A 24,700-nucleotide genomic window follows, 5' to 3' on the forward strand; every position below is an offset into this window, starting at 1 on the left:
ACTCGGACACCCGCCTCGCTCATGAGTAGATTCGAATTCACCTGTCCCGACTGCACGCAAGTAATCGAGGTCAACGACTCGATGCGAGAAGCCACGCTGACGCACGGCTGTCCAGTTTGCGGCGCTGACGTGACGCAGGAAGCCTTCGACGCCACGCGGTCACAGTCCCCTTCTCGCGATTAATCTCGCTCGACGTCCGTCCGTCGGCCGTTCAGCGAGTCCGGCTCGAGTCGGTACAGTTCGATGTCGAGGTCGGCCTTCGACTGCGCCCAAATTTCGAACAGCGGGCGCTTCGCCTCTCCGTACTGGGCGATCTGTTCGGGCGTCAACGCCGACGGCGGAACGTTCTCGAGTGACCCCGTGGCGATGATGCTTCGATAGGTCGAGCCGTGCTCGTCGTAGACGACGAGTCGCGCACTCGGGGAGGACTCGAGGTACTCCCGTTTCTCGCTGTTCGGCGTCGACACCAACCGCAGATAGAAGGCACGATCCTCCTCGTCGTAGCCGTAGGAGATGGGGATCGCGTACGGATCGTCGGTCCGCGCGAGTGAGAGGACACCCGTTTCGTGGCGGCCAAGGAAGTCGTCAACCGCCGCGTCGGACATCTCGGTTTCCTGGTCGATAGCCATCGTCTCAGTGTGGGACGATGGAAGAACACGCTCTTTATAGTTGCCATCGGCGTCCGGTTGCGTTCGACCCCCGTGAGACGCTACGCTGTCGAATCTGAGGACGACGACGACTCCGACGGCTCCGACGGGTCACCAGTCGCGATACAGACCGGCGCACGAATCTCGAGTGTGGTCTCGAACTCCGCCTCGCGGTCGCTCCGACGGCCAATTCGTCCGAATTGCTCCTCGTGTGCGCGTCGTACCGCCGAGAGCTCTCGATCGCCGAACTCGAGTTCTGCACCGATGTCCGTCCAGTGGTCTGAGTCGACCAAAAACACCTCGCGTTCATCGCTCGCGTAACAGCGTTCGTACGACCGACGGTATCGCTCGAGTGCCGGTCCCAGCGTGGCTTGAACCTGATCGACGAGCGTCGGCAGTCGCTCCGGGGGGATGCTCGCCTTGGCAGCCGCGAGCAAGAGTACCTGCCCCTCGATCGGTTCTCCAGGCATTCACCCACCCGCTCGCATCGCTTTCTGCGCAAATCGGTCGACGAGCGACTCGAGGTCGTCAGCGTCTCCCTCGCTCGTCGCTTCGAAGACAACTGTCACTTCGGTCAGCGTCAGCGAGGGCCCGATACCGACCGTCTCCGAGGAAACCGTGGCCGTCCACTCCGGTCCCTCGACGGTATCGTCGGCGACTTGTTCGCCACCGAGATTTCCCAGATACCGGATCGCGAGTCGCTCGGAGATGCCCCGAAACGATCGCTCGACGCGCGTTGTCATACACCTGCGTTCGGCGGCTATCCCGATAAATCCGCCCGCTGCCTCGCGATGTCTCCGTTTCACGCTGTCCCACCACCGTCGTCGATCAGAGGACGGCTCTGAACGCGACGACGCCGAGGACGCCCGCACACAGCGCCAGCAGGATACTCTCGGTTTTCCACATCACCACCAGGACGACCCCCGCCGCGCCCCACTCTGCTGGCCCGCCGGCCGCGAGTTCCGGCCCGAGCACGGCGATCACGACCGCACCGGGCAAGACGGTGAGTCCGGCCTCGAGGCGCTCGCTCACCTCGATTTTGCGGATGAACCAGATGCCCCCGACCTTCGCGATCACCGTGACGATCGTCATCGCCAGAATCACGCCGACGACGAGCGGATCGAGCGAGAGTGCGCTCGGGACGACGGACTCGAGCGGTGTGGCTCCCGCTGTGCTCACCGTCTGCGCCGGGCCCGCTGCTTCCGGTATCGTTCCCGTCCGGACGAACGAACTGGTCTCAGCGATCATGGCGGATCACCTCGAGGGCGGCGGCAGCTAATCCGCCGATGAGGATGTACCACCGGCCCGGTAACACGTTCGCGGCGATGATGCTCGTTGCGAGCGCGACGAGCCACGGAACGAGCGAGGATTTCCCCTCCCAGAGCTCTGCTGCGAGCGCGACGAAGACCGCCGCGAGGACGAAATCGAAGCCGTAGCGTTCGGGTTCGCCGACCGACTCGCCGGCGAAGACCCCGAGGACGGTCGAGCCAACCCAGAACAGCCAGAGGACGATGCCACTCCCGAGCAAGAACGCGCCGCGGCCGCTTCCGGACTTGAGTTCACGCATCGTCAGCGCCCAGTTCTCGTCGGCCATCACGAGCAGACTGCCGTAGATTTGCGTCGGCGAGAGGTGGCGAAACCAGGGCTGTAACGCCGCCCCCATCAACGAGTAGCGCAGGTTGACCGCGAACGTCGTCGCGACGATTGCCGCGATCGGAATCGGGTCCGCCCAGAGTTCGACGGCGATAATCTGGGATGCGCCGGCTAACACCGTCGCACTCATCAACGCGGCTTCCGCGACGCTCAAGCCGGCCTGATTCGCGAGGACGCCGAACGCGATTCCGTAGCCGCCGACGCCGATCGCGATCGGCGTGCCGGTGAGGATTCCCGCGCGGATTCCGTCCCACCGGAATGTCACGTCGTCGTCCGATGGCGTTTTCACCGGATCCGTCGGCTCGCCGTCGACCGCGTGGTCACTCGAGACGCTCGAGAGAGAGTCACCCGGGTCGTTGTCGTTCGCACTCACTAGCGGAGATGACGTGCGCGCAACTAAATCGTTCTCGGAACCAGCCCGCCGTCGGATCGCGGGAGGGCGATTCGTCCGTTCTCGTCGCTCGAGAGCTACCGCCCGTACACCAAGAGAACCGCGGCGACGAGCGCGAGGAGTGGCCCGTACCACCGTTGACTGACGAGAAATACGACGATACCGGCCAGCACGCCCGTGAGCCCGAGAAAGACACACGCCTGTTCGAATCGCGTCCGGTGTTCGGGTCGATCGTGAACGTTCGAGACGACGTCGACGAGTAGGTCGAGGACCATTTACTCGATCGACTATTCGCTATTCGATCATAATTTTTCCGCTACAACTGGTGGATAATACGACAACTCAACTCCTCTCGCAGCGTTACCCACCCGCCACCGGCGGGAACACCGACAGTCGGTCGCCGTCCTCGAGTGGCGTCTCCGGCCCGTCCATGTGCGTCACGTCGCGGCCGTTCTTCAAGACGCTCAGTTGTGGCCGGATCGAGCGTCGCTCACCGTCCTCGTCGAGTAACTGCCCGTCGAGTCCTTCGTACTCGCCCTCGAGAGTCGAGAGCACGTCCCCGACGGCCATACCGTCGTCGAACGTCTCCTGTTTCTCTTTTTGCCCAACAGCCTCGCGGAAGGTCGCGAAAAAGCGCAACTCGAGTTCCATACCACACGGTTGTTGCTCGAGAGCATAAGTTCGGGTGGCCGCCGACCAGCACACACTCGACGACGACGGCTGCGATGGCCACCCACGGAACTACTCAGGTCGAGGACACCGTCGGTTCGGCCGTGTACGTCACCCCGTCGACCCCCGCTCGCTCGAGCACGTCGTGGATCGTGTCGACACCGATCTCGGCGGCCTCCTCGCGGTCGCCGACGTCGAGTTCGACGGTCACCGAGACGGCGAACGCGATCGTGTAGGGCTCGAAGGGCGCTGTCGGGTGTTCGTCCACCTCGGCGTTCTCGACCTTCCAGTCGACGACGTGCTCGTCTTCCTCGAGGCCCGCCGCGAGTTCCTCGCGTGCGTCTTCTCGCGCCGTGGTCTCGCTGCCGCTGTGGAGCGTCCACCGACACCGTCCGGTTCGGGACACTGTAACCTCCATACGTCCCGTACGCGCTCCGCGCTCGTGAACGCTGGCTTCGTTCTCAGATTCTCTCGATCGCTTCCCACGAAATCGCCGCTCTTCTGCGGGCAGACTGACTCGACCACGGCCGCTAGAGATCCTGCAGTCGAATACCGTCCTCGACCAACCGCGCGTTTCGCTCGCGCTCGAGGTGTTCGCCCAGATCGTCGTGTGCGTGCAACTGCGCGATCACGTCCGCGTAGAGCGTTCGCCACGAAATCGCGTAAATCGGCGACTGGCCCCACGCCCGTAACTCCGGAACGAGGTCGTCGTATCGTTCGTATCGCTCCTCGAATCGATCGATCGCCTCGAGAACCCGACTCGCCGCCTCGCGGTCGTCTTCGGCGTCCGCAATCGCCCGGTTCAACCGTTGCTCCCAGTCTGCAACGGCCGTCTGCATATCCGACGCGACGTGATCGTCGTCGGCCGGTAGTCGCTCGAGTACCGGCTTTGGCACGCCGAGTGAGAGTTCGTCCATATCGGCTGTAGGACGCCGTCTGGCAAGAAACTACGGACGACGAGCCGGATGCTCCGTTCGACGCGTTCCGTCGTTCCTCTTCCCATTTGATAGCGCGACATGTGGTTTATCTTCCGTCGGTACCGCTCTCAATAGCCTCGTTCTCCGCCAGTTCCCTCGGACCACTATCGGTAGCGTCCGCTCTTTCCACAAATTCTCGGGCTGGCCGTCCGTCACGACCGCTCGAGTAAGCGCGAACGCCATCTACTGGTCAATCGGGTCGTTCCGAGTGGTGGTTCACCCCTTCCGGATGGTGGTTTCGAGTCGGGTCGAACCTCGATCGATTCGGTGGCTCGTTCGCACTCACCGCTGCCACCTCAACACGAAATGGCTCCGCACGGTCGACCGGCGAACGAGCGGAGCTTTTCTACGGCAGTGCACCTCGACCGATCACCGTCTCTCCGACTTCGCTGTCCCTCGTTCGATTGTCGCCTCGGAGCTATCGCTCTCGAAGCACACCCACACAATTCTGCCAGCTCCGTCGCCTACGGGCCCGCGTCATCGAATCGATACCATCGACGACGTCCCCTCTGAACGGGTAACACTCTGCAGCGGTGTTCTCCTTTCTGCGTGGCGAATTTTGGCTGCCAATCGTTTCCGAGAACGCGACCGTCGGCGGAGGGGTGGCGTATCGACGCTCGACTCCTGGGTTCGAGCCTTCAGTTCGGTATTCGCTGACTCTCGTGGGAACCCTCAGTTGCGGTCCAGCACGTCTTCACCAGCAATTCGAGTGGCCTCTCACGCACGTCCGTTGAGACCATCTCCAGACTCATTCTATTCGTGTTCTGTCATTTCGATTGAGGAGTGCAAACTGGGACGCTCTATCGACGTTCGAGTGGGTCGACCCGTCATTTCGACCAACTCGAATCGGGACGTTCCGGTCGTCGGTCGGCTGATCGTCTCTCGTTCGCGCTGAAAAGGCGCTCGACGGAGCAATCTCTCAGCGACACTGGCTTCGGAGACTCGAGGTGATCCCGACGCCATCGAGTCGTCCACTCGAAGCGCGGCGAGTTCGGATTTTGATCAGTTCGTTCGCGACCGATCCGCCATCACGCTCCACCCTCGAGTCGCGGTCGCCTCCGGTCGCCGCTTTCGATCGCGTTTCAAATTGCCCCTCGAGCGCCTCGAACACGATACAACAGGCGAATAAACCACATAGGGCGATATCGAATAGAGGTCGTTACGCCACTCGAGTCCTGTCGCGCCGACGAGCGAATTGCTCAACAGCCAAGTTACTGCGGTGACGACACCATCTTCGACAGACGTGCACTCGACGGCCGACACCGCTGAAAATAGTATTCGTCGTACCGGCCAGTAGTGTAACCCGCTTGCGTCCGCTGCTTACGCTTCCACAGCCTGTGGGATGGTCGCTGCGATCGCGTCCATCATCGATTCGACGGCCGAATTCCCCCAGTACCGAACGGTTCGGCTGCGTGAATCGTACTCGAGGACCCCCAGTTCGTCGAGTCGTGGGAGTGCCGAGTGGTGCAACTGAACGACTAACTGCGATTCGTCTTCGCTCGTGTAATCACTGAGTGCGCGAACGAGGTCGTCAACCGAGGCGACTGTCGTCGACGATTCACGGAAGTACCACAGGATTCTGCGACAGCGGTGATTGGCCAGCACTGTCAGCAGTTCGTCTACGGTCGTGGACTGCAGTGGTTGGGCATCGTCCATTGTGTGATCCCTGTGAACGATACACAAACAAATGGTCGACTAATATATAAGTATACCTGCCAGGACCGGCGTCCATCGGTGTACGGGCGAGTCGGTGATCGCGGTTTCGGAAGAATCGGAACCGAGACGCTATCGCTTACAAAGGTCGACGACAAATCAGATACCGTGATCGTCGACGACCGCGTCCTGCGCGAGGATTTCGTCCCCAGCGAGGTGGTTCATCGCCACGACGAGGTGAACCTCCTTTCGGAGTCCCTCGAGCCGATACTGGACGGACACCGAGCAGATCCCGCGTTTTGCTTCGGTCCGACGGGCGTCGGAAAGACCTGCATCGCTCGATACACCCTCGCACAGCTGTGCGAACAGGAACCTGCGGTCTCGGTCGCCTACGTCAACTGCTGGCAAGAGTACACCCGATTTCGAGTGCTCTACGGCATCCTCGAGTCGGTCGGTCGAACGGTCGACATCCACCGATCGACGCCGAAAGACGAACTGTTCGGGCGGCTCCGAGAGACGAACGACAGTCCGATCGTCGTCATCTTAGACGAAGTCGACCAACTCGAGGAGACGGCCGCCCTCTACGACCTCCACCGGTTGGGACACGTCTCGCTCGTCCTGATCGCCAACCGCGAGGAGGAGTTGTTCGCGAGTTTCGACGATCGGGTGCGCTCGCGACTGCGGGCGGGAACGCGGGTCAGATTCGATCGCTACGGAACCGACGAACTCGCCGCGATCCTCGCCGAGCGGGCCGACAACGCCCTCGAGCCGGGTGTCATCACGGATGCCCAGCGACGGACCATCGCCGACGCTGCGTCCGGAGACGCCCGCGTGGGGATCGGCATCCTTCGCTCGGCCGCCAGACGAGCATCTCAGCAGGGTCACGAGCGCGTGACCGACTCCGTTCTCGAGGCAGCGATTCCGGACGCGCGGACGGCGATCCGACGGAAGACCGTCGAGGGGTTGATCGAACACCAGCGAGTGCTCTACGATATCGTCGCCGAAGCGGACGAGATCGAACCCGGCGACCTGTACGACGAGTACGAACGTCGAGTCGACGATCCAAAGACGAACCGGACGCTACGAAACTATCTGACGAAGATGGTCCACTACGACCTGATCGAAGCCGTCGGGGAGCGCCGCGGGCGGACGTACCGGGCCGTCGACGACGGCGCGGTCGACTGAGAGTAGCGGCGGGTTCGCTGGATTTTCCGATTCGAAGGAGGTCGTACGTGTCCGTAGCGCGTTCGCACGCGTCTCGAGTCGCGGCTCTTGTAAGGAGGTCCGGGTCGCGCGTCTGTCCCCGACACTCGAGTTTCGGAACGCGATTCGGCAGGTTCGAATTCGACGCGTTCGACGCTCTACAGGCCAATTTCTCTCATTCGGGTGGTTTCGGAATTTCGGAAACGGTGTTCCGACGCTTATGCGGAACTGGCGCGAGAATTCTGCTATGCGAACACACGCATTCGAGTTCGGCACTGGAGTAACGCTCCTCGAGGTGCCGTCGCCGCGGTCGACGATCGGGCACCGACTCGCCTGTGCGAGGCTGGCCGAAATGGCCGGATCTGGCACCGGTGGGAAGAGGGGGAACGCGACGGCGTACTGGATCGACGCGCGAAATGCGGCCGCACCGCAACTCCTCTCGGAGTGCGCCGCGAGTCCGCACCACCTCGAGCCCCTGCAGATCGCGCGGGCGTTCACCGCCTACCAGCACCACTCGCTAGTTCGAGAGGTCACCCGTCACGTCGACGCGAGTACGGAACTGCTCGTCGCGCCGAACGTCGCCAGCCTCTATCACGACGCGGACCTGTCCGAGTGGGAGCGCGAGGATCTCCTCGCCGCGTCCCTCGAAACGCTCGCCGAACTGGGGCGAGTCCTCGAGTGCCCCGTGCTGGTGACGAGCGCGGTCGACGAACACGCCGACACGATTGCGGCGTACGCGGCGACGAGAATCGAGTGCGTGCGCACCCGCGATGGAATCCGACTCGAGGCCGCGCACTCGGATGGGAAAAGCGACGCGACCGGCGGTGCGGGCGAGGGTCTCACCATCGACGAGACGGCGGGTTACTGGCACGAGGAGTACTGGCAGACGACGATTCCCTACTGGGTCGAGTGCTACGGCGCTGTCGGCGAGGTTCGCTCCGTCGTCGACGCCCACGACCGCGGCCTCCTCGAGGTGACGCCCTGATGGGGCGAACGAACCCGACCTACCGCGACTCGCTGCGGGCGCTCGAGTCCGAGTGGTCGCCGATGCGACGGGCACTGCGCCGGGAGTACCAGGCGGATTTCGACCGGTTGTTCGATCGGGGTCGCACGTTCGCCGACGCGGCGGGTTACGCGAATCCGATGGATCCAGAACGCGCGTTCGTGCTCTCGCTGTTGCTCGCCCACGAGGTCGAGATTCGCCGGCTGCGAGGCGAACTCGAGGAGGTGGAGGGTCGGGTTTCCGATTCGGAGTCGGAGGGACAGGTGCCCGATTCAAAGTCAGTGGATCGGATTTCCGATTCGAACGACGAACCGGACGCGACGCCCGAGGACAAATCGGACGCGACGCGCGAGGGCCCCGGATGAGTCCCTACACGTTCGAGTTCGCGGACGATTCGGTTCGCGAGTGGACGCTCACCGAGACGGGGGCGGAGCCGACGCTCGTCGAGGAGTACGCGCCGTCGGTGTTCGTCTCGGGACCCGACGACGCGCTCGCGGACCTCCGTTCGCGCCTCGAGTCGGACCCGAAGGTGGACGATCTGAGCGTCGAACGCTGGGCGAGGGACCTCCACGAGGTCCACGTCGGCGAGCGAAGCCGGCTGTTGCGCGTCGACCTCGAGCGCGTCAGTGACGTTCGCCAACTCGCCCGCGAGATCCGGGGCGTCCACGAGCGCGAGACGCACGCGCCGGGCACGTTTCGGCTGTACGACGTGGACCTCGAGCCGGGCTTTCGGTACTGTCTCGACCGCGGGATCGATCCGACGCCGAGCCGGGACCTGCGCGTCCTGCGCATCGAAATCGACGACGCCGCGCTGGCCGACGGCGACGTCACCGCGATTCGACTCGAGGGTGAGTCCGTCCTCGAGGATGAGCGGAGGCCCGATCGTGATCGTGACGCAGACGACGTGCAAGCGGTTGGTCGTGGGTCAGACGGTGCGCGAACGGTCGGTAATGTGCCAGACGACGCGCGAGCGACGCTCGAGAACCTCCAGTGGCGACTCGAGCGCGACGACCCTGACGTGCTCGTCGTCAGCCACGCCGAGTTGGTGCCGTTGCTCTCCCGGCGGGCCGCCGAGGTCGGCCTCGAGTCGTTCGCGCTGGGGCGGCTGCCGGGGTGGACGAGACTCGCCGGATCGAACACGTACGAGAGCTACGGGCGGGTGGGTCACTCGCCCGCGCGCTATCGAGTACCGGGGCGGGCGATCGTCGACACCTCGAACAGCTTCCTCTGGCAGCAGTCGGGGCTGGCCGGCCTCGAGTACATGGTCGAGCGGACGGGTCGCCCGCTTCAGGAGGCCGCCTGGGGGAGCATCGGGACGCTGTTGACCTCGAGGCAGATCCGACTCGCTCGCCGCGAGTGGGACGTCCTCGCGCCACAGAACAAGTGGGAGCCGGAGCGATTTTCCGACGTTCGCACGCTCCACGCGGCCGACCGCGGCGGGTTCACGTTCGCCCCCGACGTGGGCTTTCACGAGCGCGTTCACGAGATCGACTTCGCCTCGCTGTACCCCCGAATCATCTGCGAGTACGGCATCAGTCCGGAAACGGTCGGCTGCGCCCACGAGTCGGACGACACTGCGGCGGACACTCGCCGCGTTCCTGATCTCGGGTACGAACTCTGTTCGGGCGGCCCGGCCGAGACGCCGTTTCTCCCGTCGGTTCTCGAGCCCTTGCTCGCGGATCGAGCCGACAGAAAACGCCGACTCGCGGACGATCCGCCGGAGGCGACGGCGAGTCGCCTTCGAGCCGAATCGGGGGCGATCAAGTGGGTGCTCGTCTCCTGTTTCGGTTATCAGGGCTATCGAAACGCCAAGTACGGCCGAATCGAGTGCCACGAGGCTATCAACGCCTACGCTCGCGACGTCGCCTTGACGGCCAAGCGTCGACTCGAGGACGGCGGCTGGCGGATCGTTCACGGTATCGTCGACAGCCTCTGGGTGACGCCGCGAGAGGGGGTCGACCCGGAGCCACTCGAGTCGGTGATCGCTGACGTGTCGGCCGCGGTCGGTATTCCGCTCGAACGCGACGGCAGCTACGAGTGGGTCTGTTTCGTCCCGTTGCGCGAGTCGGTTCGTAGCCGAGAGGCGGCGACGGATCGGGGTGGGACGACGGGCGACGCCGAGACGTCACGCTCGTCCGGTACGGCGGGCGCGCTCACCAGATACTTCGGCAAGCGCGAGTCGGGGTCGTACAAGTTTCGCGGCATCGAGGTGCGCCAGCGGAGCACGCCGACGTTCGTCGCCGAGAGTCAGCGCGCGTTCGTCGAGGCGCTCGACCGCGAGCGGGACCCAGTTGCCGTCTGTGACGTCCTCTCCCGTCGATTAGGGATGCTTCGACGCGGCGACGTCGACCCCGGCGACCTCGAGATCACGACCCGCGTCTCGAAGCCGCGCTCGGCGTATCGTCAGCGGACCCGAACCGTGGGGGCGCTCGAGCGATACGAGCGTCACGGAATCGAGCGCCACCCCGGTCAGTCGGTCCGATACGTCGTAGTCGACGACGAGGCGCGAACTGTAGATCGCGTTCGCATTCCGGTCGAATCGATCGACGAGTACGATCTCGAGTTCTACGAAGGCAAACTTGTCGAGGCCTGTGAGAGTGTGTTGTCACCGCTCGGGTGGGATCGAACGCGGATCCGTCGGCACGTTTCTGGTGTGACAGTGACGCGGCTCTCATCATTCCTCGAGTAGCTGACCATCTCATCGTCTGTTCCGCAGATGAAACTGTATTATGGCTGTGATAGTGCCTACGAACGGTGATTTCGGGGCACCACATTTATACTCGCGAGTCGATTTGTGGATAGCAATTGAGTATGGCAGCGTCCAACCCGCCACCAGGGCAACTTCGATCTCGCATTCGACAACAGGAGGTGGTCGCAGAACTGAGTCAACTCGCGCTCGAGTCGACCGAACTCGAGTCGCTATTGGCGGCGGCGACCAGTGCCGCTCGGGATACCCTCGATGTCGCGTATTGTGGCGTTCTGGAGTCACGAAACGGGGGCGAAACGATGGTGGTGAGAGCGGACGAGGGGTGGCGAAACGGTACCGTCGGAACGGCGGTTGGTCCCCTCGACTCGGATACGGTTGTTGGAACCGCCCTCGAGACCGATATGGCGGTCGTCGTCGAGGATATCGACGCGGCCGACAGCGTGACACAGTCGTCACTCAGCGTCGACCACGACGCCGTCGGTGGGGTCGGCGTCTCGATCGAATCTGATGGCGATCCGTGGGGTGTGTTCGTCGTGTATACGGCGGAACACCGAGGGTTCGCCGACCACGACGTTGCCTTTCTCGAAGACGTCACGTCTCTGCTCGCGTCGGCGGTCCAGAACCGTCAACAACACCAGCGTCTCGAGACGGAACTCGAGACGACGGTCGATCGGATCTCGGATGCGGTCGTCGGTCTCGATACGGAGTGGCAGTTCACGTACGCCAACGATCGGGCTCGAGAACTCCTCGACCGCGAGGACGCGGATTTGCACGGGACGAATTTTTGGGAGGCGTTTCCGGAGGCCATCGATTCGACGTTCGGCCAGGAGTACCGGCGGGCGATGGAGAGACAGGAGTCGACGGCGTTCGAAGCGTACTACCCGCCACTCGAGACCTGGTTCGAGGTCCACGTCTATCCCTCCGAGACGGGACTGTCGATCTACTTTCGAGACATCACCAGCCGCAAGCAGACGGAACGGGAACTACAACGGACCAACCGGACGTTACAGCAACTGTACGCGATCACGGCGGATCGAGAGCGGACCTTCGAGGAGAAGGTACAGGAACTCCTCGACATCGGCCGCGAACGACTCGGTCTCGAGGTCGGGTTCATGGCCGATATCGAACCACAGAACGACCGATTCGAGGTCGTCCACTCGAGCGGGGACGACGAGCGATTGCGGCCGGGGACGGTGACGGAGCTCTCTGAAACGTACTGTCGAAAGACGGTCGAATCCGACGAGTTGCTCGTGCTCACGAACGCACCCGTACAGGGGTGGGCCGACGACCGCGCCTACGATAGGTGGGACTTCGACAGCTACCTCGGCAGCAAGATCCACGTCGACGACGAGCTGTTCGGAACGCTGTGCTTTGCCGACGAGGAGCCCCGATCAGACGCGTTTACGCCCGCCGAACGGGGCTTCGTCGAGTTGCTCACGCAGTGGTTGAGCTACGAACTCGAGCGCCAGCAGCGAAAACGAGAACTCGAGGTGAGCGAACAGCGCTACCGTACGCTGATCGAACACTTCCCCAACGGCATGGTCGCGCTGTTCGACGACGACCTCCGATACACGCTCGCCGGAGGCGGGGTGCTCGAGGAGCTCGACGTGTCGACCGAGACGCTCGTCGGACAGACGGTCGAGGAGCGATACGAGGGTGAGACGCGCGAGGCGTTCGAATCGAACTTCCGGGCTGCGCTCTCGGGTGAGCGTCGACGGTTCGAGTACCACCTTCACGGCCGAGAGTGGCTCGCGTACGCGCTCCCGGTCGAAGACGACGACGGAACGGTGTTCGCCGGCATGGTGATGGTCCAGGACGTCACCGCCCGCAAGGAACAAGAGGAAAAACTCCGCGAGCGCGAGGCCCACCTCGAGCGATTCAAAGCGTATACCGACGACATTCTGGACGCAATCGACGACGTCTTTTACGTCGTCGACGAGGACGGGTCGTTCCAGCGCTGGAACGAGACGCTGTGTCACGTCACGGGGTACTCGGACGAAGAGATCGCGTCGATGAGTTCGATAGCGCTCTTCGAGCAGGACGATCACGAGCAGATGATCGAAGCGATCGGAACGGCGTTCGAGACCGGGTACGCCCGAACCGAGACCAACCTCGTGACGAAATCCGGTGAGACGATCCCCTACGAGTTCATCGCGAGTACGCTCGAGGATCCCACCGGGGAGCCGGTGTTGACCGGCGTCGGGCGCGACATCTCTAACCGGCGAGCAGACGAGCGACGACGCGAGGTGCTCGTGGGCGAACTCGAGGCGTCGAACGAACGTCTCGAGCAGTTCGCCTACGCCGCCTCGCACGACTTACAGGAGCCGTTGCGGATGGTCACGAGTTACTTGACGCTCCTCGAGCATCGATATTCCGAGGAACTGGACGAGGACGCAGAAGAGTTCATCGAGTACGCGGTCGATGGGGCCTCCCGGATGCAAGAGATGATCGACGGGTTGCTCGCGTACTCGCGAGTCGACACGCAAGGAAATCCGTTCGAAGTCGTCGACTGTGAGGACATCCTCGAGGACGTGGTGACCGACCTCGAGGTTCGGATCGAGGAAACCGGGGCTGCTATTACCGTCGAGTCACTCCCGTCGGTATATGGCGATCCGGGACAGCTTCGGCAAGTGTTTCAAAACTTGCTCGATAATGCACTCACGTACTCCGGTGAGCAATCACCTCAGATAGCTGTGTTCGCCGAAAGAGACGGTCACGAGTGGCATATTTCAGTTCAAGATCACGGGATTGGGATCGATCCGGACAACGCAGATCGCATCTTTCAGGTGTTCGATCGACTACACAGCGTCGACGAGTACGCCGGAACTGGAATTGGACTCGCACTCTGTCAGCGCATCGTCGAACGACACGACGGCGACATTCGCGTCGTCTCGGAGCCTGGTGAGGGTGCGAGGTTTACCGTGACGTTGCCAGCACCGCCGGAAACTGCATCCACGACTACACCTGCAAGCAAATGACTAATCGCAGACAGTCTTCTCTCGAGTCAGCACAGATCCTCCTCGTCGAGGACAACCCGGGCGACGTTCGGCTGACCGAAGAAGCGTTCAAACAAGCACAGATCGAGAACGACTTACACGTCGTTCCGGACGGAACTGAAGCCCTCGACTTTTGTTACCAGCGAAACGAACACGAACACGCGCCGCGACCGGACCTCATCCTGTTGGACCTCAATTTGCCACAAAAAAGCGGCGAGGCGGTCCTACAGGAACTCAAGACGGATCCGGATCTCCGCTCGATTCCGATCATCGTCTTGACGAGTTCTCGAGCCGAAGCGGACGTGCTCAGATCGTACGAACTGCACGCGAACGCGTACCTGACGAAACCGGTCGACCCGGACGAATTCATCGAGACCGTCCACGCATTCGAGCGGTTCTGGTTCTCGGCCGTTCGGTTGCCACACAACGGAGAGTACTCATGAGCGACCCATCCACACAGACAGAATCCGACGCCACGACAGAGGCGGCCACGCTAGATGTCCTCCTGATCGAGGACAACCCCGGCGACGCACGACTCATCCAGGAGATGCTCCGCGACACTGAAGAACTCGCCCAGCGGGTCAGTTCGGACGAGTCTGCGGGCCGGACACCCGAAATCACCCGCGAAACGCGACTCGAGGACGGCCTCGAGACGTTCGAGGAGGGCGATTCGGACGTGGTATTACTCGACTTGAACTTGCCCGACAGCGGCGGATTGGACACGCTCGAGACCGTTCACGAGGCGAACGAGGAGACACCTATCGTCGTCCTGACCGGCGTTCGAGATCAGCAAGTCGGCGTCGAGGCGATCCAACGCGGCGCACAGGACTTCCTCGTCAAAGACGAGGTGACGAGCGAGTTGCTCGTGCGGACGATTCACCACGCGATCGAACGCGCACGACAGGAGCGCGAACGCCGTCGTCAGCGCGAGCAGTTAGAGGCGCTCAATCTTCTCAATCGAATCGGCCACGACATCACGCACGCCGTCATCCCGACCGAGACGCGCTCGGAGTTAGAACAGCGCGTCTGTGAACGGCTAGCTGAAGACGACGCCTATCGGTTCGCCTGGATTGGGAGCGTCAACCCGGGGAGTGATCACGTCGTTCCAGCCGCCGCAGCGGGCGCCGAGGAGGGGTATCTCGATACCGTCGAGATCAGCGTCGACGAGGACGACCCGATCGGACAGGGACCGGCCGGAACGGCGATCAGGACCGGACAGGTTCAGGTCGTGAACGATATCGAACGAGACGGCGAGTTCGATCCGTGGAGTGAGGAAGCCCTCGAGCGAGGGTATCGCTCGGTGGCGGCGATCCCACTCATTCACGAGGATCTCGTCTACGGCGTGTTAGGTATCTACGCCGAGTCGCCGCGGTCGTTTACCAGCCCGGAGACGACGATCCTCTCCCGGATCGGTGACGTGATCGCCCACGCGATTACGGCGATCGAACGCAAGGACGCGCTCGTCAGCAACGCGGTCATCGAACTCGAGTTCCGCATCGAGGAGTTAGCGGAGCCACTCGTGCAACTGTCGACGGACGAGGAGTGTACGATCGAACTCGAGCAACTGATTCACGGCGACGAGACGCTGCTCGCGTACGGGTCGGCGTCCAACGTCGAGCAGGAGACGTTCCAGGAGACGATCGGGGAAACCGAGGGGTTCAGTGAGGTTCGATTCCTCACCGTGCGCCGCGACGAGTTCCAGTTCGAACTCGTCGCCCCAGCGGCCGTCTCGCTGTTCGAGACGATCGCGACCCACGGCGGGCGCGTTCAGTCGGCGACGATCAACGACGGCGAGTTCCGTTTCGTCGTCGAACTCCCTCGCGGACGAGACACGCGCCAGATGATCGAACTCATCAACGAGCAACGCGACGACGTCACCTACCTCGCCCAGCGGACCAGCGACCGAAACACGCCGAGTGAGTCGGGATCCACGTCGGTTCTCGACGACGACCTCACCGACAAGCAACGTGCTGCACTCGAGACGGCGTACTTCGCGGGCTACTTCGACTGGCCCCGCGAGAGCACCGGCGAGGAGATTTCCGAGCGACTCGGCATCGCGCCGGCGACGTTCAACCAGCACCTGCGGACGGCAGAACGGAAGTTCTTCGATTCGGTCCTCGGTGAGGAGTGAGCGGGGAAGTACTCGGTAGTTCTGTTGAAACACTCCATCGATGACAGATTTTAGCAGTTGTGCTGAGTACACAGCGCGTATCTCGCCACAGGTGAGTTCTGGAGCGAAATTCTGTTACCACTCAGGGATCGAAATCGGCAATGAGTGCGGCGTGGTCGCTGTGTTCGAATGACTCTCGATCGTAGAAGCAATCAATCGGGTTCAATTCCTCGGAGGCGATGATGTGGTCAAACCGGCTGTTTCCGAAGCTTTCGTCGAGCGTGTCCACGTCCCCGTACCCCCATTGATACCGGAACACGTCCACCATTCCTACGTGGCCCAGTCCCTTGAGGATGTTCAGCGCCGCATTTCGCCACCGATCACGGATTTTCGGATCCTTATCGTTGATATAGGTGACTACCTGGCCATCGGCCAACTCCGTATCGGGTGAGTTGAAATCACCCGCGAGAATCCGGTGTCGCTCTTCACCGTTGAGAATCCGCTGGAAGACTGTCTCGAATATTTTAATTTTCTCTTCGCCCTTCATACTCCCTGGGACAGCTCGCACATTCCAGATTTCGATCTCTCCACCCGCGAGCTCACACGTTGTGACGAGGATCTTCTCGGGGTAGTGTGTGGAAAGATGCTTGCTGTCCTCATTGTCGTACGTTTCATCGAAGAGTTCTAAAGGAGTGTGCTCGATGCAATCAGCGTCACGGACAGCCGTCAAATTACCGTTCGTATGACCGATGTCATGATGTGGGGGAACCTCACTGTCACGCAATTCGTTTGCCCACGAGAGTGTGTCTACGACTCCTTCGTATCCTAATTCGTCGGTAACCAGGTTACGGATGAACTCCCGTCTATACTGGTTCACCTCGTTCAACATTAGCAAATCTGGCTTATTATTCAGATTCTTGAGATATTCAAACTGCGCCGCGATTTCATCCTCTGCTTGGTATGGGAACGCCCCCTTGACGTTCCAGGTGAGTACTCGCATATGTCACCTGCGTTGGCCGACGACAAATAACCAGATTTTAGAGAGCATTGACGACAGTACCTCTCTTCAATTGCATGGAAGTAGTGAGTTCACGGTGACCGAGCGCCTAGTTCACTGATACTGATGTAATTGGGGGCCACTGTGTTGTGTATATCCCCTGTATTCAGCAGGCCATACGTATCAGCCGGTATATATTCCAATACGTTCGACTTGGACGGTCTGCTGTGAGTCAGTTTCGGGGACACCGCGACCGTCCTGCGGTTTCCCCGGTACAGCAAGCCGTTTCAGTTCGTCCAGCGACTCAGATACTCCGCGATCCGGTTCGACGACCGACTTCGCTCGAGTCGCCGCTGGAGGCGTCCGCTGCAGTTTTTCGCGAGGATACGGCCGGCGAACGCGCCGGAGCGTCGCAGATCGCGGGAGTAGAACTCGCCGAGTCGGTGGTCGGGAACGACAGCGGGTTCGAACGTCGGATCTTGCAGGTTCGAGATGCCCGTCGTCAGGAGATCGACCTGGAGGGTGGCGAGGCGGTCGAAGACGTCCCAGAGCGTGTGACAGTGACTGATCGAGACGTCTTCGTACGCGACGATTTCGCCGCCGTCGATCGACTCGTCGAGTCGCTGGAGCGTCGAGCCGGCTCGAGTTCTGCCGTCGTGGAAGGCGACCGGCGGCCCCATTCCGCGGTAGCGTCGGATGTCGGCCGGGTGGAAACTCACGACGCCGTACTCGGGCGCGGTGAGGACGTCGCCACGGATGAGACCGAAGCCGAAGCGAACGACGACGTCGCAGTCGACGGCGAGACGGTCGACGATGTCGTCGGGCAATTCGTTCCAGTTGCCGTCGGTCAACGGGGAACAGCGGACGTGTTCTGCGTCGGCGAGGCAGTCGACGTTCTCGATCGAGTGGCGATGCCATCGTTTCTGATCGTCACCGGCCACTCGACCGAGGGTCCGTTCCGCGAGGACGAACGCCCACGCTCGCTCTCGTTGGGCGATTTTGAAAAACTGTCGGACGTCATCGAACTCGAGGCGCGACTTTTTGTTCCAGGATTCGGCGTCGTACTCCTCGGTACTCGAGTTGACGACGACCAGCGGAATCGTCACGTCGGCCTCGCGTCGTACCCGTTCGATCGCACGCACCTGCCACTCGTAGAGAAACGGTTCGGCTAAAATCCCGACTGTCGACGGGCGAGTCATGTACCACGTCCACGCCAATTTCGCCCTTCGTTACGAGCACCATTTGCAGCGACCGTATTCGGTTGAACCGTGATAGTGACGGGTTCATCCCGGTCAATCGCTGATTGGCCCGGTATTCGTTCAATTATTCGTCACCGGCCATCTGAGCGGACAGAACGCGTGCGGCGAATCACCGGCTGCAGTGAGTGTGCGGACGCGTTATTTCTCTTCGACGTGTCGAATTTCGGCGGCGATGCCGCGCGTGCTCTCTTTCATCTCCCGACCGAACATCTCCGCGCGGCCGATTCCGAACGCCTTCGGCCCCTCGACGACGACCTCGTCACCGACGCGGATGTCCTCGTCGGCGTCGACGATGCCGGGTGCGAGGACGCTGCCGTGGGGAACGAAGCCGTCGATCTCGATTCGTTTCGTCGGGACGTCGCTCGTAACCCAGCGTTTCGCCCCCTCGAGTGTGAACGAAAGCGTCCCGTACTGGGGCACCATCGTCGCCAGTTGCGTCTCCTCGTCGTTTCGAACCTGAATTTTCGGATACCGACTGGTCGTCTGAATATCCTCGAAGAGGTCGTCGCCGGCACCGTCGCCGAGCAGGTAATCCGCGAGGGCGCGGACGGTGTTGTGCTCGCGCTCGCGCTTCGAGTACTTCAATTCGCCCGACAGCGCACTCGAGAGGTTCGCGAGCGATTCCTCGTCGGTCGGGTGACCGCCCTCGGGGACGGTGTAGGTGATCTCGAGGTCGAGTTCGTCTTCGACGCGGCCGACGATGTCGCGATAGCCCTCGCCGGGAACGTGGGCGATGATGTCGGGGTACTCGTTTCGCTCGAGGTAGCGCTCGAGGACCGCGCTCACGAACTGCTTTTCGTCCTCGGACCAGCGACCCGTGACGACGGTGTCGTAGTGTTGGGCGGGGTAGGTCGTCTCGAGTTCCTGGGGAACGACGCCGATAGGGCTGGTCATCGAGACGAGGTGGGCGCGCCACTGGATGGCGTCGTGGAACTGGCGGTGGCTCTGGGACTCGCTGTAGGGTTTGGCCGCCGAGCAAGGGACCAACACGAGCGGATTTTTGAACCGGTTTCGGTAGCGACTCGTCACGCGATCCGCGTAGCGCTGGATCTCGACGCGACGCAGGGTGTCCTCGGTCGCCGCCGAAATTTCGGCGTCTCGCAAGATTGGGGTTCGCTCCTCGAGGTAGCCCCACTGGGAATCGAGTTCGCGCATGGCGGCGGTGAGCCACTGGTCCTGACGGGCCTGTCCTTCGACGTAATCGCGGAGTCGTCCGTCGCGAATCCGACGGCGAACGATGGCGAGTTCGGCCGCGAGCGCGTTGGCGTTGTGTTCGGCGCAGTCCTGTCGAGTGAACTCCTCGCGTGGCTTCTGGCAAGCCGGACACGAGCAGGGCAGTTCCGCCAAGTCCTCGAGGAAGTAGGCCTCGTCGGTGGTGAGGTATCGACCTTCAGTGCCCTTCACGACGGCTGCGGTTTCGTCGAAGAGATCGACTCCCGCGTAGGCGAGGAGGGCGACGTTTCGAGGCGTGGCGACGCCGGAGAACAAGAGCGCGGTGTCGGTCGGAATCTCCTCGCGGACGGAGACGACGGCGTCGACGAGCGCCGCGCCGTGTCCCGTGATCGACTGCACGTCAGAGACGGCGTAGGCGTCGGTCTCTTGGGCCGTCACGTGCTCGCTCGAGACGACGGCGACGCTCGGGTAGTCGACGTCGGGGTGGTCCACGGCGAACGATTCTTGAACCTCGTCGGCCGTCCCACCGGGGAACGCCCGGTGGGGGAGCACGGTGAGTTGGGAGTCGTCACCCGCGGGGACCTCCCGCTCGCCGCTCCAGAGCGAGCCGGCGTCCGCGAGGACGTCGTCGACGAGCGCCGGGGTCGTGACGGGCGACTCGAGGCGGAGTTCGCCCACTCGAGCGGCCCCGTCGCGCTCGTGGACTTCGAAGTAGTCGGTCATACTCGATTATGGCGGGGGCGCGCGAAAGAGGCTGTCGATAGCGATCATCGGGAGGAGGGAACATCCAGGCAGCGACGAATCAAGCGCGGCGCTCGAAGGTCGCCGTCGCGGAGGTGTGTCCGCGGTTGAACGAGAGGATCGTGACTTCGATTACGTCGCCGACCGAGAGGCCGTCGGGAATGTTCTCGACGAAGACGACGAATCCCTGGACCTTGCAGACGGCCTGTCGCTCGCCCGTGTGGTGTTCAGTAAACTCCTGGACGGCGACGTCGTGGCTGTCACCGATTTCGACTGGCGCTTCACGTTGTTGAGCGTCTCGATGACGTTCGTACGATTGCTGTCGATCCGACGAGTCGCTCCCCCCACGTACTCGGTTCACGAGCCACGAACCGAACAACACGGTGATGAGGAGGCCGAAAGCGAGCGACGTTACCTCGAACATAGTCGATGCAGGTGTCGCGGTCGTCTTTGCTGTTTCTGATCTCCGACGGATTCGACCGTATTGGAACCAATTCAGAAACGCCCGTCTGTTCTTAATACGATCACAACATTCGGGCGCCCTCTGAATGCCTGATCAATCATAACACACGGCCACTACATTTTTCCCTTCCCAAACGTTGGGGTGAAGCGTGAGCGATCTATCTATCGGTTCGGCTGAGAACGGCCTCGATGAATCCGTGAGCATCGCGGTCGTTACAGCGGTCGCGGACCGACGGGAAGTCCCCGTAACCGAACTCCCACCACTGTACGAGTGGATCGATCCGGATTCGCTGGACGCCCTGTTCGAACCGACCCGGCGACACGGTTCCCGTTCCGGCTCCCTTGAGTTCGACTACGACGGACACGACATCGTCGTCGAGGTCGAGAACGGCCTCGAGATTACGATCGACGGGACGGCGGCTCCCGAACCGATATCAGCGTCGAGGTACGGGTTCTCCGACGACTCGTCCTCGAGCGTGTAGCGGCTGACGGGCCGTCGAGAGACCGAAATGGATCGATTCGTGTCGGTCACCGTTCGAACGATTTCGTCGCTATTTGTCGCTCTGTATCCGTCACATGTTCTCCGAAAACGTGTTGTGAGCGGCGCTATTCGCCGTGAGCGATGCTACTCGGCGTCCAGATCGACTCGCTCGACCGCCTCCGGCACGCGCTCGAGGACACCCGCTGGCCAGCCCCGATGGCCCAACGTGATCGCCGCGTCAGGATTGGCCTCTACGAGTCGGCTGACGCCCTCGGCTGCGGCCTCGAGGGCCGCGCGATCCGTTCGATCCGGCACTTCCGCGGTGAGCGGATAGCTCTTCGAGAGCGCCCGCGGGAAGGGGCCAAACGGCGGTTGGACGCGCCAGGAGTCGTCGAACTCGTCGGTCCGTGCGGAATTTCCTTCCGTGAGAAACAGCGAGTCGGGCACGGAGAGGCGCTCGAGACGTCGGTGGTGGCGAACGACTTCTGGCCGCCGGGCGCTCTCGTGGGAGGTGTAGAAGAACGCGCCCTTGGAGACGGGGTCGCTTTGCTCGAGTTGGTCGGCGTGATCGAGCAGCGTTCGGTAGCCGTCGAGCATCGTCGGGTGGGCGCGAGCGCGTTGCTCGACGAGTTCGAGGAGGTTCCCCGCGCGAATAGCTTGCTTGATTCGGCGGATCTCTTCGAAGGTGACGTGGAGGTTGTGCGCGCCGAGTTCCGTTTCCCGCGCGTCGTCGTCCAGCGCGCGCAGTTCCTCGGGAGAGTGCTCGGTACAGATGGGACACGAACAGGGCAGATACTCGAGGTCCTCGAGGTGGCGAGTGCCACGAACCGTCAGGTAGCGATCGTCGCGGGCGTAGAGCGCGTAGGCCGCGGAGTCGAAGAGGTCACAGCCCATCGCGACGCCGAGGGCGAACATCATCGGATGGCCGGCACCGAAGAGGTGGACCGGTGCGTCAGCGCCGAGACCGCGTTTGGCTCCCGCGACGGCGTCGACCATGTCGTCGTAGCGGTAGTCGTTCATCAGCGGGACGACCGCACCGACGGGAAACACGTCCAGATTCGTCGCGTCGGCGTGGCGGCCCGCCCGCTCGCGCAGATCCGGGTACGTCGAGCCCTGGACGGGTGCGCTGACGAGCATGTCCCCAGTGTCGACGGTTTCGGCCAACTCGAGGCGCTCCTGGGTCGTCTCGAGTTCGTCCTCGGCGCGCTCGCGAGGGACGTCCGGCGGGGTCGGGATGTCGACCGGCGTCGCGATGTCCGAGCCGATTTCGTGCTGGAACTCGAGGATCTCTTCGGTCGTGACGTCGATCTCACCGTACTCGGAGAGTTGGAACGAGCCCGAGTCGGTCATGATCGCGCCGGGGAAGTCGAGCAGGTCGTGGAGGCCGTCCTCGAGGGCCTCCTCGCGGACGTCTTCGGTCCCGTGGATGATATACGAGTTCGTGATGAGGATTTCGGCGCCGAACTCCGTGGCCAGTCGACGGGGGGCGATCGTGTCCAGATTCGGGTTGATTACCGGCAACAGCGCCGGCGTCTCGACGGTAACGTCTGCTCGCGGAACGGTCAACTCGCCGATTCGCCCACCGGCGTCCGTGTCCCGGACTTCGAAGCACTCGCGCATCGAACGTGGGTTGGGCCGTCCGACGTAAGTCAGTGAAGGTTTCGACCGGGACGTGTCGACCGCCTGTTTTCTCCCCCTCTCGAGGACGATGCTGAGCAAACAAAACCATCCGTTACGACGCCAGAATCGCATGATATCGGCGAGTGCAGGCACAACTACAAACCACGTCTACCGGGGGGTGGTATTTTGCGAGCGAGAACGCTCGTTCACTCGAGGGAGTGAATCAGCGATTAGCGACCGTTACACGAGTGCAAAGTGCGACTTTCGCCGCGATAATCTCGTAACAGTCGGCTCGTTTTAGCCCGTGAGATGCCGATAGCACCGGACGCATGGATTCACGATCGCAGAAACTCGGTGTCGTATTCATCGCGCTGATGGTTGCTCTCTCGGGGGGTCCTGCCCTCGCGGGTGCGTCAACAAGTGCGACTGACGATGCCGGCGACATGAGCGCAACGATTCAAGATACGGACGTTGAGACACTCGAGCTCGATGATGCCACCGTCGAAGACGCGACGATCGAAGAGCTGAACGTCGAGAACTTCGACGCTGACACGACCGAACTCGAAGAGGAACTCGACGGCGCTGACGACGAGAACGGCGCCGACGACGCTGAGAACAACGACGAGGAAGAAACTGCCGCAGTTGTCCAGGACGACGAGGAAGCCGAGGACGATGAGGCTGAAGACGAAGCTGACGACGAGGCGGAAAACGGTGAGGAAGTCACGATCTCCGACATCCAACTCGAGCAACTCGAGCTACAGGATGTCTCCATCGAGGACCTCGAACTCGACGAAGAAGACGAGGACGCTGACGACGCAGACGATGCGGAGGCTGACGACGAGAACGGCGCTGACGACGCTGATGAGAACGACAACAACGAGGAAGAAACTGCCGCAGTCGTCCAAGACGACGAGAACGACGCAGACGACGAGGAAGCGGACGACGAAGACGCTGACGATGAAGACGCTGCAAACGGACAGGATCTGATCGACGAGGACGCTAGCGAGGTCACCGTCGAAGAGCTCACCATCGAGACGATGGACGTCGAGACGCTGACCATCGACGAGCTAACCGTCGGTGACGAAGCTGACGACGAGGAGGCTGACGACGATGACGCCGACGATGCGGACGCTGACGACGAGAACGGCGCCGACGACGCTGACGACGAGAACGACGAAGCGGAAACTGACGCCGCCGTCCAAGACGACGAGAACGACGAAATGGACGACGAGGAAGCGGACGATGAGGATGCTGACGAGGACGCTGACGACGAAGACGCTAACGGCGAAACCGAAGACCTCGGTCAGCTCACCATCGAGCAGTTCGACGTCGACGAGATTACCATCGACTCGATGACCGTCGACGAAGCCAACGAAGAGGAGGCTGACGACGCAGACGACGACGCTGATGCGGACGCTGACGCCGACGACAACGGTGCTGACGACGCCGACGAGAACGACGAAGAAGAAACTGCCGCAGCCATTCAGGACGACGAGGACGACGACGCTGAGGCAGACGCTCCTGACGAAGACGACGCAAACGACGAGGACGCTGACGATGAAGATGCTGACGAAGAGACCGTCACGCAAGCCTCTGCATCCACGATCGACATCGGTGACGCGAGCGCAGACTCGATCACGCTCGCCGACGCAAGCGAACTCGAGGAAGCGGACGATGAAGACGCTGACGACGAGGAGGCTGACGATGCAGACGACGAAGACGCTGACGAAGACGACAACGGACTCCTCAACGGTGACGACGAGGACGAGGACACCGAGGATGACGAGGAAGACGACAACGGACTGCTCCCGAGCGCGTTCCTGAGCTAATCCGGACGTTCCTCCACACTTTTCTTCGCACTACCGACGCTCGAGCGCCCGCTCAGTCCGCATCTGGTAGATCGATGAACGGCGGATTAGCGCGCCAGCACGCGTGCTAACCGTCTATTTCTTCGAGAG

25 protein-coding genes are annotated in these 24,700 nt (G+C 62.2%); 10 read left to right on the plus strand and 15 right to left on the minus strand.

All coding sequences use genetic code 11. From position 1 onward, the window contains the following. Window positions 1-21 precede the first annotated feature (21 nt). Complete coding sequence (locus BB347_RS00560) at window positions 22-183, plus strand: DUF7560 family zinc ribbon protein (RefSeq protein ID WP_076579515.1); 162 nt, start codon at window positions 22-24, stop codon at window positions 181-183. On the opposite strand, the gene BB347_RS00565 is transcribed toward BB347_RS00560, so the two are convergent. From BB347_RS00565 to BB347_RS00615, 10 genes are all read right to left on the minus strand, one after another. Next, a complete protein-coding gene (locus BB347_RS00565; RefSeq protein WP_076579513.1) occupies window positions 180-629 on the minus strand; it encodes a pyridoxamine 5'-phosphate oxidase family protein in 450 nt (149 codons plus the stop codon). The two genes, BB347_RS00560 and BB347_RS00565, sit on opposite strands and share 4 nt — an antisense overlap. An 80-nt stretch (window positions 630-709) precedes the next feature. Beyond that, a complete protein-coding gene (locus tag BB347_RS00570; protein WP_076579511.1) occupies window positions 710-1,117 on the minus strand; it encodes a hypothetical protein in 408 nt (135 codons plus the stop codon). Next, the gene (locus tag BB347_RS00575) at window positions 1,118-1,390 is read right to left on the minus strand and encodes a hypothetical protein (RefSeq protein ID WP_076579509.1); all 273 of its coding nucleotides are present in this window, start codon (window positions 1,388-1,390) and stop codon (window positions 1,118-1,120) included. It abuts the gene before it with no gap. An 85-nt stretch (window positions 1,391-1,475) separates the two neighbouring features. Further along, on the minus strand, window positions 1,476-1,826 hold the full coding sequence (locus BB347_RS19505) for an AzlD family protein (protein ID WP_076580202.1): 351 nt from the start codon (window positions 1,824-1,826) through the stop codon (window positions 1,476-1,478). A 58-nt stretch (window positions 1,827-1,884) separates the two neighbouring features. Then, window positions 1,885-2,673 carry an AzlC family ABC transporter permease gene (locus tag BB347_RS00585; RefSeq protein ID WP_076579507.1) on the minus strand — a complete coding sequence of 263 codons (789 nt, stop codon included), beginning with the start codon at window positions 2,671-2,673 and terminating at the stop codon, window positions 1,885-1,887. 95 nt (window positions 2,674-2,768) lie between these two features. After that, window positions 2,769-2,966: a hypothetical protein gene (locus BB347_RS00590; RefSeq protein WP_076579505.1), complete on the minus strand. Its 198-nt coding sequence runs from the start codon at window positions 2,964-2,966 to the stop codon at window positions 2,769-2,771. An 85-nt stretch (window positions 2,967-3,051) separates the two neighbouring features. Continuing rightward, complete coding sequence (locus BB347_RS00595; protein ID WP_076579503.1) at window positions 3,052-3,342, minus strand: ubiquitin-like small modifier protein 1; 291 nt, start codon at window positions 3,340-3,342, stop codon at window positions 3,052-3,054. A 94-nt stretch (window positions 3,343-3,436) separates the two neighbouring features. Beyond that, window positions 3,437-3,778: a hypothetical protein gene (locus BB347_RS00600; RefSeq protein WP_076579501.1), complete on the minus strand. Its 342-nt coding sequence runs from the start codon at window positions 3,776-3,778 to the stop codon at window positions 3,437-3,439. Between the two features lie 112 nt (window positions 3,779-3,890). Next, window positions 3,891-4,277, minus strand: a complete 387-nt coding sequence (locus BB347_RS00605; RefSeq protein ID WP_076579498.1) for a hypothetical protein — start codon at window positions 4,275-4,277, stop codon at window positions 3,891-3,893. A 1,380-nt stretch (window positions 4,278-5,657) separates the two neighbouring features. Then, complete coding sequence (locus tag BB347_RS00615) at window positions 5,658-5,993, minus strand: DUF7344 domain-containing protein (RefSeq protein ID WP_076579493.1); 336 nt, start codon at window positions 5,991-5,993, stop codon at window positions 5,658-5,660. 165 nt (window positions 5,994-6,158) lie between these two features. Between BB347_RS00615 and BB347_RS00620 the strand changes: the two genes are divergently transcribed. The 7 genes from BB347_RS00620 to BB347_RS00650 all read left to right on the plus strand — a co-directional run bounded on the left by BB347_RS00620 (window position 6,159) and on the right by BB347_RS00650 (window position 16,030). Next, window positions 6,159-7,175 (plus strand): Cdc6/Cdc18 family protein, encoded by a 1,017-nt coding sequence (locus BB347_RS00620; protein ID WP_076580200.1) that lies wholly within the window; start codon window positions 6,159-6,161, stop codon window positions 7,173-7,175. Between the two features lie 265 nt (window positions 7,176-7,440). Continuing rightward, window positions 7,441-8,178, plus strand: coding sequence for a hypothetical protein (locus BB347_RS00625; RefSeq protein ID WP_076579491.1), 738 nt, complete (start codon window positions 7,441-7,443; stop codon window positions 8,176-8,178). Beyond that, the gene (locus BB347_RS19510; protein WP_076579489.1) at window positions 8,178-8,561 is read left to right on the plus strand and encodes a hypothetical protein; all 384 of its coding nucleotides are present in this window, start codon (window positions 8,178-8,180) and stop codon (window positions 8,559-8,561) included. The genes BB347_RS00625 and BB347_RS19510 overlap by 1 nt, the downstream gene beginning before the upstream one ends. After that, window positions 8,558-10,885, plus strand: a complete 2,328-nt coding sequence (locus BB347_RS00635; protein ID WP_076579486.1) for a type B DNA-directed DNA polymerase — start codon at window positions 8,558-8,560, stop codon at window positions 10,883-10,885. The genes BB347_RS19510 and BB347_RS00635 overlap by 4 nt, the downstream gene beginning before the upstream one ends. 122 nt (window positions 10,886-11,007) lie before the next feature. After that, entirely contained in the window at window positions 11,008-13,881 is a 2,874-nt protein-coding gene (locus tag BB347_RS00640; RefSeq protein ID WP_076579483.1) for a PAS domain-containing protein, read from the plus strand. Beyond that, complete coding sequence (locus tag BB347_RS00645; protein WP_076579480.1) at window positions 13,878-14,342, plus strand: response regulator; 465 nt, start codon at window positions 13,878-13,880, stop codon at window positions 14,340-14,342. Before BB347_RS00640 ends, BB347_RS00645 begins: the two co-directional genes overlap by 4 nt. Continuing rightward, window positions 14,339-16,030: a bacterio-opsin activator domain-containing protein gene (locus BB347_RS00650; RefSeq protein WP_076579477.1), complete on the plus strand. Its 1,692-nt coding sequence runs from the start codon at window positions 14,339-14,341 to the stop codon at window positions 16,028-16,030. The genes BB347_RS00645 and BB347_RS00650 overlap by 4 nt, the downstream gene beginning before the upstream one ends. 121 nt (window positions 16,031-16,151) lie before the next feature. On the opposite strand, the gene BB347_RS00655 is transcribed toward BB347_RS00650, so the two are convergent. The 4 genes from BB347_RS00655 to BB347_RS00670 all read right to left on the minus strand — a co-directional run bounded on the left by BB347_RS00655 (window position 16,152) and on the right by BB347_RS00670 (window position 20,603). Further along, on the minus strand, window positions 16,152-17,009 hold the full coding sequence (locus BB347_RS00655; protein ID WP_076579475.1) for an endonuclease/exonuclease/phosphatase family protein: 858 nt from the start codon (window positions 17,007-17,009) through the stop codon (window positions 16,152-16,154). A 284-nt stretch (window positions 17,010-17,293) separates the two neighbouring features. Beyond that, a complete protein-coding gene (locus tag BB347_RS00660) occupies window positions 17,294-18,205 on the minus strand; it encodes a formyltransferase family protein (protein WP_076579473.1) in 912 nt (303 codons plus the stop codon). A 198-nt stretch (window positions 18,206-18,403) separates the two neighbouring features. Then, window positions 18,404-20,161, minus strand: coding sequence for an archaeosine synthase subunit alpha (gene arcS / locus BB347_RS00665; protein ID WP_076579471.1), 1,758 nt, complete (start codon window positions 20,159-20,161; stop codon window positions 18,404-18,406). Window positions 20,162-20,240: 79 nt separating this feature from the next. Beyond that, complete coding sequence (locus BB347_RS00670; protein ID WP_076579469.1) at window positions 20,241-20,603, minus strand: TRAM domain-containing protein; 363 nt, start codon at window positions 20,601-20,603, stop codon at window positions 20,241-20,243. 187 nt (window positions 20,604-20,790) lie between these two features. On the opposite strand from BB347_RS00670, the gene BB347_RS00675 reads away from it, so the two are divergent. Further along, window positions 20,791-21,123 carry a HalOD1 output domain-containing protein gene (locus BB347_RS00675; RefSeq protein WP_076579467.1) on the plus strand — a complete coding sequence of 111 codons (333 nt, stop codon included), beginning with the start codon at window positions 20,791-20,793 and terminating at the stop codon, window positions 21,121-21,123. Window positions 21,124-21,266: 143 nt separating this feature from the next. Here BB347_RS00675 and tgtA read toward each other — a convergent pair whose 3' ends face one another. After that, window positions 21,267-22,742, minus strand: coding sequence for a tRNA guanosine(15) transglycosylase TgtA (gene tgtA, locus BB347_RS00680; RefSeq protein WP_076579465.1), 1,476 nt, complete (start codon window positions 22,740-22,742; stop codon window positions 21,267-21,269). Between the two features lie 329 nt (window positions 22,743-23,071). Between tgtA and BB347_RS00685 the strand changes: the two genes are divergently transcribed. Continuing rightward, the gene (locus BB347_RS00685) at window positions 23,072-24,571 is read left to right on the plus strand and encodes a hypothetical protein (protein ID WP_076579463.1); all 1,500 of its coding nucleotides are present in this window, start codon (window positions 23,072-23,074) and stop codon (window positions 24,569-24,571) included. The last annotated feature ends 129 nt before the right edge of the window (window positions 24,572-24,700 follow it).

The organism is Natronorubrum daqingense (assembly GCF_001971705.1).
GTDB lineage: Archaea > Halobacteriota > Halobacteria > Halobacteriales > Natrialbaceae > Natronorubrum > Natronorubrum daqingense.